Origin of the sequence: Streptomyces sp. CB02058, assembly GCF_001905505.1 — a bacterium.
Classification (GTDB): Bacteria; Actinomycetota; Actinomycetes; order Streptomycetales; family Streptomycetaceae; genus Streptomyces.
Map to the genome: position 1 here is coordinate 1,104,285 of NZ_LIPG01000003.1, position 10,504 is coordinate 1,114,788.

The following is a 10,504-nucleotide window of genomic DNA, read 5'->3' on the forward strand; positions in this document are numbered from 1 at the left end:
GCTCAGATGACTCCGTTCGTCTTCAGCAGCCGCAGTTCCTCGTCGCCCAGGCCCAGTTCGCCGACGTACACCTCCGCGTTGTGCTCACCCAGGAGCGGGGAGGTGACGATGTCGACGGGGGAGTCGGACAGCTTCAGCGGGCTGCCGACCGTCGTGAAGGCGCCGCGCTCGGGGTGCTCGACACGGACCACCATCTCGTTGGCGACGAGCGACTCGTCCTCGACGATCTCCTTGGTGGAGAGGATCGGGCCGCACGGGATGTTGTGGGCGTTGAGCTGTTCCAGGACGTCCCACTTGGGGAGCGCCGACGACCACTCCTCGATCAGCTGGAACATCTTGCCGAGCTTCGGCAGCCGGGACTCCGGCGTCGCCCACTCGGGGTCGTCGGCCAGCTCGGGCCGGCCGATCAGCGTGGACAGGGGCTTCCAGCCGACCGGCTGCACGATGACGTACACGTAGTCGTTGGGTCCGCCCGGCGCGCACTTCACCGCCCACCCCGGCTGGCCGCCGCCGCTGGCGTTGCCGCTGCGCGGCACCTCGTCGGCGCCGGCCGTGTCCTGCGCGTTCGGATACTCGGCGAGCGGGCCGTGCTCCAGCCGCTGCTGGTCGCGCAGCTTGACCCGGCAGAGGTTGAGCACGGCGTGCTGCATCGCCACGTTGACCCGCTGGCCCCGTCCGGTGTTCTCGCGCTGGAACAGGGCGGCGAGGATGCCGGCCACCGCGTGGATCCCGGTGCCGGAGTCGCCGATCTGCGCACCGGTGGCCAGCGGGGGCCCGTCCGCGAACCCGGTGGTGGCCATCGAGCCGCCCATGGCCTGCGCGACGACCTCGTACGCCTTGAAGTTGGTGTACGGGCCCTCGCCGAAGCCCTTGATGGAGGCGTAGACGATACGCGGGTTGATCTCCTGGATCCGCTCCCAGGTGAACCCCATGCGGTCCACGGCGCCGGGGCCGAAGTTCTCCACCATGACGTCGCTGCGGCGGATGAGTTCGGTGAGGATCTCCTTGCCGCGCTCGCTCTTGGTGTTGAGGGTGATGCTCCGCTTGTTGCAGTTGAGCATCGTGAAGTAGAGGGAGTCGACGTCGGGCAGATCGCGCAACTGCTTGCGGGTGATGTCCCCGCTCGGCGCCTCCAGCTTGACCACGTCCGCGCCGAGCCAGCCGAGCAGCTGGGTGGCGGAGGGGCCGGACTGCACATGTGTCATGTCGAGGACGCGCACGCCCTCAAGAGCTTTGGTCATGCCAACGGCTCCTCTGCTACTTGTACATGGTCTGGTTCATCGTTCCGGGGGCGTACGCGTCCGGGTCGACCCAGACGTTGATGAGCGAGGGCAGCCCCGACTCACGGGCCCGTCGCAGGGCGGGCGCGATGTCCGCCGGGTCGCGGACCTCCTCGCCGTATCCGCCCAGCATCTGGGCGAACTTGTCGTAGTGGACGTCGCCGAGGGTGTTGCCGACCCGCTCCCGCTCGTCCCCGTACTTCGCCTTCTGGCCGTAACGGATCTGGTTCATCGAGGAGTTGTTGCCGACGATCCCGACGAAGGGGAGGTTGTAGCGGACCAGGGTCTCGAAGTCCCACCCGGTGAGGGAGAACGCGCCGTCACCGAAGAGGGCCACGACCTCCTTGTCCGGCCTGGCCTGCTTGGCGGCCAGTACGAACGGCACCCCGACGCCGAGCGTGCCGAGCGGGCCCGGGTCCATCCAGTGGCCGGGGGTGCGGGGCTGGACCACCTGGCCGGAGAAGGTGACGATGTCGCCGCCGTCCCCGATGTAGACGGAGTCCTCGGTCAGGAAGTCGTTGATCTCGCTCACCAGCCGGTACGGGTGGATGGGCGAGGCGTCCGACTTCAGCTGGGGCAGCCGCTTCTCGATCGCGGTCTGCTCGGCGGCCCGCAGCTCGTCCAGCCAGGCCTTGCGCAGGGCCGATCCGCCGTTGAGGCGTCCGCTCGCGGCCTCGGTGACCGCCTTCAGCACGATCGACGCGTCACCCACGATCCCGAGGTCGATGTCGCGGTTCTTGCCGACGGTGCGGTAGTCGAGGTCGATCTGGACGACGGTGGCGTCCGGCGAGAGCCGCTTCCCGTACCCCATCCGGAAGTCGAAGGGGGTGCCGACGATCACGATCAGATCGGCGTTGGAGAACGCGTAGCGCCGCGAGAGCTGGAAGTGGTGCGGATCGCCCGGCGGGAGCGTGCCGCGGCCCGCGCCGTTCATGTACGCGGGGATGTTGAGGGTCCGCACGAGCTCGGTGGCCGCGTCCGTGGCCCGCGTCGTCCAGACCTGGCTGCCCAGCAGTATCGCGGGCTTCTCGGCGTGGACCAGCAGATCCGCGAGCTTCTCGATGTCGGCCGGATCACCGGCCGCACGGGTGGACGCGCGGTACTGGCCGGCCTCGGGGACCCGCGCCCTGGCCGCCGGCACCTTCGCGTCGAGCACATCGCGCGGGATCTCCAGGAACGACGGCCCGGGTGCCCCGTGGTAGCACTCCCGGAACGCCATCGACACCATGTCCGCAGCCCGCGCGGTGTCCGGCACCGTCGCCGCGAACTTGGTGATGGGCGTCATCATGTCGACGTGCGGGAGGTCCTGGAGCGAGCCCATCTTGTGCTGGGTGTGCGCTCCCTGACCGCCTATCAGGAGCATCGGTGACTCGGCCCGGTAGGCGTTGGCGACACCCGTGACGGCGTCGGTCGTCCCCGGCCCCGCGGTGACGACCGCGCACCCCGGCTTCCCGGTGATCCGGGCGTAACCGTCGGCGGCGTGGGCGGCGACCTGTTCGTGACGTACGTCGACGACTTCGATGCCCTCGTCGACGCAGCCGTCGTAGATGTCGATGATGTGGCCGCCACAGAGGGTGTAGATGCGTTCCACCCCCTCCGCCTTGAGTGCCTTGGCGACCAAGTGCCCACCGGAGATGAGGTTCTGGCTGTCCTGGCTGTCCTCGGGCATGGCGATGTCCTGTCCCTTCGTAGGGGAGTGCGGGAGCCGCTCCGCCGCTCTCGCGGTACATTGCATACAGTCGACGAATACTGTATGAAGCTTGTTATCCCGCATCCGGTGGGTGGTGTCCAGGGGGCGTGCGGCACTTTCACAATCGGCACGATCGGGAGTGGCTATGGATCTGTACGAGCACCAGGCAAGGCAACTCTTCGCGGACCACGGCATCGCGGTACCGGACGCCGAGGTCGTCGACCACCCGTCCGCGGCCCATGCGGCGGCCGAACGGCTCGGCGGCCGTGTCGTCGTCAAAGCGCAGGTCAAGGTGGGTGGCCGGGGCAAGGCGGGTGGGGTGAAGCTCGCGGCGGACCCAGATGCCGCGGTCGTCACCGCACGCCAGATCCTCGGGACGGACATCAAAGGCCATCGGGTCCGCACGGTGATGCTCGCCCAACCCGTCGACATCCAGGACGAGTTCTACGTCAGTTACGTCCTGGACCGGGCCGCCGGAACCTTCCTCGCCATCGCCTCCGCGGAGGGCGGCATGGACATCGAGGAGGTCGCCGCCACCCGCCCGGAGGCGGTGGCCCGCATCCCCGTCGACCCCGCCGAAGGCGTCACGGCGGCCAAGGCGGCGGAGATCGCCGAGGCGGCCTCGCTCCCGCCCGGGACCGTCCCGGTACTCCAGGCGCTGTGGCAGGTCCTCACCCAGGAGGACGCCCTGCTCGTCGAGGTCAACCCGCTCGTCCGCACCGAGGACGACCGTATCCTCGCTCTCGACGGCAAGGTGACCCTGGACGACAACGCGGCGTTCCGGCAGTCCCGTTGGGGCACGGACGCGACCGATCCGCACGGTGACCCGCTGGAGGCGGCGGCCACCGCCAAGGGGCTCAACTACGTCAAGCTCGACGGCGAGGTCGGCATCATCGGCAACGGCGCGGGCCTCGTCATGTCCACCCTCGACGTGGTCGCCGGCTGCGGAGCCCGGCCCGCCAACTTCCTCGACATCGGGGGCGGCGCCTCGGCCACGGTGATGGCCGACGGCCTCACGGTCATCCTCTCCGACCCCTCGGTGAGGTCGGTCTTCGTCAACGTCTTCGGAGGGATCACCGCCTGCGACGCGGTGGCCGACGGCATCGTCCAGGCGCTGGACTCCGTCCACCTGACCAAACCCCTGGTCGTACGCCTCGACGGCAACAGTGCCGCACGCGGCCGGTCGATCCTCGACGAGCGTGCGCACCCGATGGTCCGGCAGGTCACCACGATGGACGGCGCCGCGGACCGAGCAGCCCGACTGGCCCTGGGAGGTCACTGATCATGGCAATCCTCCTCAGCAAGGAGAGCAAGGTACTCGTCCAGGGCATGACCGGGGCCGAGGGCATGAAGCACACCCGGCGGATGCTCGCGGCGGGCACCCGGATCGTCGGCGGCGTCAACCCCCGCAAGGCGGGCCGCACGGTGGACCTCGACGACCGGGCGGTCCCGGTCTTCGGCTCCGTACGCGACGGCATGGAGGCGACCGGCGCGGACGTCACGGTCGTCTTCGTCCCGCCGCCGTTCGCCAAGGCGGCCGTCGTCGAGGCGGCGGACGCGGGGATCGGCCTGGCCGTGGTCATCACCGAAGGCATCCCCGTCCACGACGCGGTCTCCTTCCACGCCCACGCCAAGGCCCGCGGCACCCGCATCCTCGGACCCAACTGCCCCGGAGTGATCAGCCCCGGCCAGTCCAACGCGGGCATCATCCCCGCCGACATCGCGACGAAGCCCGGCCGCATCGGCCTGGTCTCGAAGTCGGGCACCCTCACCTACCAGCTGATGCACGAGCTCCGGGACACCGGCTTCTCGACGGCCGTGGGAATCGGCGGCGACCCGGTCATCGGCACGACACACATCGACTGCCTGACGGCCTTCGAGAACGACCCGGACACCGAACTGATCGTCCTGATAGGCGAGATCGGCGGCGACGCGGAGGAGCGCGCCGCGGCACACATCGCCCAGCACATCACCAAGCCGGTGGTCGGCTACATCGCGGGCTTCACGGCCCCCGAGGGCAAGACGATGGGCCACGCGGGAGCCATCGTGTCGGGTTCCTCCGGCACGGCGGCGGCGAAGCAGAAGGCATTGGAAGCAGCGGGAGTGGCCGTGGGCGCCACCCCGACGGAAACGGCCCGCCTGGCGGAGGAGAGGCTACGCGGCTGAGAACCGGGCCCGGTGCCGCACCCGCACCCCAGCCCCGCACACCCGCCCCAGTCACCCCGCACCCTCAGAGCGGAGACGCCATGACCAAGGCACCCACCCCCGCACCTCCCACCCCCGCCGCCCTCGTCCTCAAGCCAGGAACCGCCTGGCAGGACGCCTGGAACCGCTGCCTGGCCGCCGCCCCCGAGGCTTTCCAGGACACACGCGTCCACAACCTCTGGGCCGCCGCCTGGCACCCCGACGGCCGGACCCTCCCCGCCACCAGCCCCGTGGACGGCACCCCCATCACGGGCCCGCCCCGGCTCGACGCCCCGGCCGCCCGGCAAGCCGTACGCGCGTCCCTCGACGCGCACCGCGCCTGGCGCCACATCCCGCTGCCCGAGCGCCGCGCCCGCGTGTCGGCCACGCTCGACGCCCTCACCGAGCACCGCGAACTCCTCGCCCTGCTCCTGGTCTGGGAGATCGGCAAGCCCTGGCGCCTCGCCCGGGCGGACGTGGACCGGGCGATCGACGGCGTCCGCTGGTACATCGACCACAGCGACCGGCTCCTGGCCGGCCGCACCCCCCTCGCGGGCCCCGTCTCCAACATCGCCAGCTGGAACTACCCCATGTCCGTGCTGGTGCACGCGATGCTCGTACAAGCCCTGGCCGGCAACGCCGTGATCGCCAAGACGCCCACCGACGGCGGTGTCGCCTGCCTCACCCTGGCCTGCGCGCTCGCCGCCCGCGAGGGCATCCCGCTGACCCTTCTCAGCGGCAGCGGCAGCGAACTCTCCGAGCCCCTGGTCCGGTCGCCGGAGATCGGCTGCGTCTCGTTCGTCGGCGGCCGGGACACCGGCGCCCGCATCGCCACGGCCGTCGCCGACCTCGGGAAGCGGCACATCCTGGAGCAGGAGGGCCTGAACACCTGGGGCATCTGGAACCACACGGACTGGGAGTCCTTCACCGCGGTCGTCCCGAAGCTCTTCGACTACGGCAAGCAACGCTGCACCGCCTACCCCCGGTTCGTCGTCCAGCGCACCCTCTTCGCGGACTTCCTGGCGGCCTACCTCCCCGCCGTACGCTCCCTGCGCACCGGGCACCCCCTCGCGGTGGAGCACCCCTCCGACCCGCTCCCCGTCCTGGACTTCGGTCCGCTGATCAACGCCACCAAGGCCAAGGAGCTGCACGACCAGGTCACCGAGGCGATCGACCGGGGAGCGGTCCCGCTCCACCAGGGCTCGGCGGCCGACGCGCGCTTCCTCCCCGGCCAGGACACCAGCGCCTACCTCCACCCGGTCACCCTCCTGAACCCGCCGCCCTCCTCACCGCTCCACCACGCGGAACCCTTCGGCCCGGTCGACACGATCGTCCTGGTCGACACGGAGGCCGAACTCCTCGCCGCCATGAACGCGTCCAACGGGGCGCTGGTCGCGACCCTGTCCACCGACGACCCCGCGACGTACGAGCGGCTCGCGCCGCAGATCCGGGCCTTCAAGACCGGACACGGCAAGCCCCGTTCGCGGGGCGACCGTGAGGAGCTCTTCGGCGGCTTCGGGGCGTCCTGGCGCGGCGCGTTCGTGGGCGGCGAACTGCTCGTACGGGCCGTGACCGACGGCCCGGGGGAGGAGAGGCTGCCGGGCAACTTCCCGGACCACCACCTCATGCCGTAGCCGCACCCCGTCAGACGATCCCCTGACGGTCCGGGCGCAGGGCGAACGCCCGTCCGGCCGCCTCGGGCACCGTGCGCTCCACCGCCTCGACCAGGAGCGCACGGTGCCTGAGCAGCGGTCTCCTGCGTTCCCCGGCGGCCAGCACCAACAGATCGTCGAGCCCCGCCAGCAGCCGCCGGGTGACCTGCGGGCTCGCGGTCGCGCACCACCGGATCTCCTCGAACGCGAGATCCACGAGGTCCGTCCACCCGGGCACCTCCTGGACCAGCCGCACCTCGCCCCGCCGGTCCCGGTGGTGCAGAGGACCCAGCGGCAGATGTACGGCGACCGAGAGGAACTGCACGATCCGGTCCAGGCACTGCACCGCCGTGGTCGGATCGTTCACCGAGGGTGACAGGGCACGCAGCGCGATGTCCGACAGCTGCCGCAGCCCGAAAGCCGGATCGTGGTGCGACGCCCGCTCGACCCCGACCAGCAGCGGCCGGCCGAGGGCGCGCGAGGGCGGGGCGGCGCCGCCGTACACCGCCAGCACCGAGGTGCCCGGCACCACGAAATCCCCGATGCGAGGCACCAGACGCAGCACGACCCCGTGCCGCTCCGCGGCCCGCACCAGCCGCGGCACCCCCACGCCCCGCAGCACCCCCGCCCGCTCCCCGTACAGGACCCGCGCGGTCTCCGGGCCCCGCGTCGGCACCTCCGCGGGGCCTCCCGGCTGCCGCTCCAGCGCACGGAGCGACTCGCGGGCGATGTGGTCGAGCACGGGTCCGACCTGCATCAGCCGCAGGGTGGACGAGACATAGGCGACGAACAGCAGCAGGCTCAGGCAGACCATCCCCAGGGTCAGCAGGCTCTGGAGCAGCGGCACCGACGTCACCCGCCGGGGGTCCGGGGCGCTGCCTCCCTCGTACGAGGTCAGTACGAGCAGCGAGAACGCGAAGGTCGCCAGGAACACCGTGAGGGTGAGCTTGCTGATCCTGCTCCGCACGAAGATCCGGACCACGCGCGGGGTGAGCTGCCCGCTCGCCATCTGCACGGCCACCAGCGAGATGCTGAACACGACACCGATGAAGGTCATCATCGCGGCGCTGACCGTGGTGACGATCGTCCGCGCGTCCCCGGCGAAGGCGAGAAGATCCTCGATCTCGCGGTACGCGCCCTCCTCCCGCAGATACGTGACGATCCTGGTGTCCAGCTCGGAGATCCCCCACCAGAGGACGAAGGCGCACACGAGCCCCACCGTCGGCGCGAACCAGAAGGTGTCTCGCAGCCGCTCCCGGACCCCGGACAGCCAGGCCGGCGACACGTAAGGCACCGGCGGCATCGGCGAGGACCCCGAGGACGGCGTGCGGGGCGGCCGACCCGCACGCCCACTCTTCCCACTCATGCCCGCGAAGGTAGCCCGGAACCACTCCACGCACACGGCACGCCACGGAACGTACGCGATCCGGCGTCGCGCCCACCCGCACCGCACTGACCACCGAAAACGCAGGTGAGAGGCACCCCAAACCCCTGGTATTGTTTTCTTTGTCGCCACGGGGAACACCCCGGAACGACAGACACCTTGTCCGGGTGGCGGAATGGCAGACGCGCTAGCTTGAGGTGCTAGTGCCCTTTATCGGGCGTGGGGGTTCAAGTCCCCCCTCGGACACCATGGTCGATCGACCTTACGGAGCCGGTCAAAGCGACATCGCGTCGCTTTGACCGGCTTCGTCGTTGACACGGACGTCAGCCGTCCCTCTGCCGGTGCACTTCCATAGGCGGGCTCGACGGCATCGGCCGGCCGGGCGTGCCCCGCGGCCGAGGTGGTCAGGCCGCCGGCGGGTCGGGACTCCGGCCGCTGATCACTGTTCTCCCGTGGCTGTTTTGCGGATGGCGTTCAGAGCCGCGGCCAGGTGCCGGATGTCGTACCCGTTGGTGATCGGAGGGCTCGACCAGTGGACATCGGGCCCCCACACGGACAGGTACGTCTTGTCGATGGTGTCGAACTCGACGCCGGGCACGGCGAACTGCCGGTACTCGAAGGTGCACCGATGGAAGTCGGCGTACGAGAGCTGGAACGAGACGCCACCGTCCGACACCCGGATTCCCTGGTTGGTGAACACCAGGCTCTTCGAGTCGAACACCGACCGCTTCCACTGCCAGACGCCGATCAGCTCCTCCCTGCCGGACAGAAGGTGCATCTGCCTGGCCTTGGTCACCGGCCGTGACTCGGCGTAGCCGGGTCGCACCAGGTGGAAGCCCTTGACCCGTGGCATCTGCTCGAGCTCCGCCCGGACGAGCACCGGCATGCGCGGGGGCAGGGCAGGCACGGTCGCCGGAGCCTGCGGGGCCGGCGTCCGCCCTTCCGCCGGACGGGACGGGGTTTCGGCCGGCGGCGGTATGTAGGCGGTGTTCCTGGCGAAGCAGACCACATTGGTGGACCCGCGTGCGCCCAGATCCGGGAGCTGGTCGGGAAGGCGCCGCACGATCTCCCGGTGCAGGGTCTCCACGTTCAGGAGCGCGGGGCCGTCCGCGATCCCTGATTCCAGGACGCTGAGCAACTCTCCCGTGAACGCCGTGTAAGGGGCGCCGACGGGCGCCTTCGACAGTTTGTTGGCGGCGGAGGAGGTGAGCACCGCATGGCCCTTGATGTCCCTGAACTCACCGTCCACGACCTGGGCGAGGGTCTCACCGGCCGACATGTAACCGATGGTTCCCAGACCGCTGTAACAACTGTCGATGATCACGACGATGTGACGCACCGTGTTCCTCGTGCTGTTCAGCTTGTCGGCCACCCATTTGTAGCGGAGGGCCGTTTCCACGTATCCCTGCACCTGGCCCGGCAGTCCGAGATACAGCTCCCTCGTCCCGTGCTCGGGAGTGCCGTGCCCCGCGTAGTAGACGAGGAGGGTGTCGGTGGCCTTCTCGGCGGCTTCCTTGACCGCCCAGGTGAAGCGGCTGCCGACCTTCTCCGGTTCGACGATCTCGATCCGGTCGGGAGTGAGCCCCCACACGCCGCGGTCCGACAGGGTGGCTGCCAGCGCGGCCACGTTGTTCGCCACGGCGGGCAGGTCGTCGAGGTGCTCGTAGTGCGGTACGCCCGCGAGGACCGCGTACGACGCCGCGGGGTCGGCGAGTCTCAGATCGTCCGCCATCTATCGCACCGGTCCGCTTCCGCCGGCGGTGTCCGCGCCCAGCTCTTCGGGGGAGCGCTGCTCGTCGTCGTCCAGGACGACCGGCGGCGCTCCCGAGTCCGAGGTCACGGTGACCTGAGCGGTTCCTCGCGGGCGGGTCGAGCGCCACTGAACGATCCCCGAATACACCCCCGCCGCCGCGCCGACCGTCCCCGTCACGGCTGACACGAGCGCGACGATCTGGTCCAGGTCCATGCCCATCGCTCCGGGCTCGGGCTCCTCCTGGCCGATGCTGAACTCGACCAGCTGCGCCAGCTCCGGATCGTCGCTCAACCAGCTGTACAGCGAGGCGAGTTCGTCCGCGTCACGCTCGTCGGTCATCGAAATGCACAATTTCATGCCCAACCCCCAGTTCTCGGCCGCAAGCACCGGACAGCTACCCATTCCGCCGGTCGGTAAATCACTCTGCGTGATACGTGAACGGGCCACCGATCGGGGGGTCCGCGCCGGTCGGGGCACCTGCCCGCGACGGGACCCGGCGCGCCCGATGCCGCCGGCAAGGATCGGCCCGCGCCGCCCGCCCTGCGGCGGGCCTCCACATCA

General features: G+C 70.3%; 8 protein-coding genes and 1 tRNA gene. 4 read left to right on the forward strand and 5 right to left on the reverse strand.

Going from position 1 to position 10,504, the window contains the following annotated elements; genetic code table 11:
* Nucleotides 1–2: 2 nt before the first annotated feature.
* Both frc and AMK10_RS18330 read right to left on the reverse strand, forming a co-directional pair.
* Nucleotides 3–1,241, reverse strand: coding sequence for a formyl-CoA transferase (frc, locus tag AMK10_RS18325; protein WP_073748868.1), 1,239 nt, complete (start codon nucleotides 1,239–1,241; stop codon nucleotides 3–5).
* Nucleotides 1,242–1,257: 16 nt separating this feature from the next.
* Nucleotides 1,258–2,949: a thiamine pyrophosphate-binding protein gene (locus AMK10_RS18330; RefSeq protein ID WP_073748869.1), complete on the reverse strand. Its 1,692-nt coding sequence runs from the start codon at nucleotides 2,947–2,949 to the stop codon at nucleotides 1,258–1,260.
* Between the two features lie 166 nt (nucleotides 2,950–3,115).
* Between AMK10_RS18330 and sucC the strand changes: the two genes are divergently transcribed.
* The 3 genes from sucC (at nucleotide 3,116) to AMK10_RS18345 (ending at nucleotide 6,788) form a co-directional block, all read left to right on the forward strand.
* Nucleotides 3,116–4,252, forward strand: a complete 1,137-nt coding sequence (gene sucC / locus AMK10_RS18335; RefSeq protein ID WP_073748870.1) for an ADP-forming succinate--CoA ligase subunit beta — start codon at nucleotides 3,116–3,118, stop codon at nucleotides 4,250–4,252.
* 2 nt (nucleotides 4,253–4,254) lie between these two features.
* Entirely contained in the window at nucleotides 4,255–5,136 is an 882-nt protein-coding gene (gene sucD, locus AMK10_RS18340) for a succinate--CoA ligase subunit alpha (protein ID WP_073748871.1), read from the forward strand.
* Nucleotides 5,137–5,216: 80 nt separating this feature from the next.
* Complete coding sequence (locus AMK10_RS18345; protein WP_073748872.1) at nucleotides 5,217–6,788, forward strand: aldehyde dehydrogenase family protein; 1,572 nt, start codon at nucleotides 5,217–5,219, stop codon at nucleotides 6,786–6,788.
* Between the two features lie 10 nt (nucleotides 6,789–6,798).
* Here AMK10_RS18345 and AMK10_RS18350 read toward each other — a convergent pair whose 3' ends face one another.
* The gene (locus AMK10_RS18350; protein WP_073748873.1) at nucleotides 6,799–8,109 is read right to left on the reverse strand and encodes a DUF2254 domain-containing protein; all 1,311 of its coding nucleotides are present in this window, start codon (nucleotides 8,107–8,109) and stop codon (nucleotides 6,799–6,801) included.
* Nucleotides 8,110–8,351: 242 nt separating this feature from the next.
* Between AMK10_RS18350 and AMK10_RS18355 the strand changes: the two genes are divergently transcribed.
* Nucleotides 8,352–8,439 (forward strand) — tRNA-Leu (locus AMK10_RS18355).
* 190 nt (nucleotides 8,440–8,629) lie between these two features.
* Here the strand turns inward: AMK10_RS18355 and AMK10_RS18360 are convergent.
* Together AMK10_RS18360 and AMK10_RS18365 are read right to left on the reverse strand one after the other, a co-directional pair.
* Nucleotides 8,630–9,922 (reverse strand): caspase family protein, encoded by a 1,293-nt coding sequence (locus tag AMK10_RS18360; RefSeq protein WP_073748874.1) that lies wholly within the window; start codon nucleotides 9,920–9,922, stop codon nucleotides 8,630–8,632.
* Entirely contained in the window at nucleotides 9,923–10,282 is a 360-nt protein-coding gene (locus tag AMK10_RS18365; protein WP_073748875.1) for an effector-associated constant component EACC1, read from the reverse strand.
* Nucleotides 10,283–10,504 lie beyond the last annotated feature (222 nt).

Coding starts and splice junctions, on each gene's coding strand:
- frc (WP_073748868.1), bottom strand. CDS start 1,241: ATGACCAAAGCTCTTGAGGGCGTGCGCGTCCTCGACATGACACATGTG.
- AMK10_RS18330 (WP_073748869.1), bottom strand. CDS start 2,949: ATGCCCGAGGACAGCCAGGACAGCCAGAACCTCATCTCCGGTGGGCAC.
- sucC (WP_073748870.1), top strand. CDS start 3,116: ATGGATCTGTACGAGCACCAGGCAAGGCAACTCTTCGCGGACCACGGC.
- sucD (WP_073748871.1), top strand. CDS start 4,255: ATGGCAATCCTCCTCAGCAAGGAGAGCAAGGTACTCGTCCAGGGCATG.
- AMK10_RS18345 (WP_073748872.1), top strand. CDS start 5,217: ATGACCAAGGCACCCACCCCCGCACCTCCCACCCCCGCCGCCCTCGTC.
- AMK10_RS18350 (WP_073748873.1), bottom strand. CDS start 8,109: ATGCCGCCGGTGCCTTACGTGTCGCCGGCCTGGCTGTCCGGGGTCCGG.
- AMK10_RS18360 (WP_073748874.1), bottom strand. CDS start 9,922: ATGGCGGACGATCTGAGACTCGCCGACCCCGCGGCGTCGTACGCGGTC.
- AMK10_RS18365 (WP_073748875.1), bottom strand. CDS start 10,282: ATGACCGACGAGCGTGACGCGGACGAACTCGCCTCGCTGTACAGCTGG.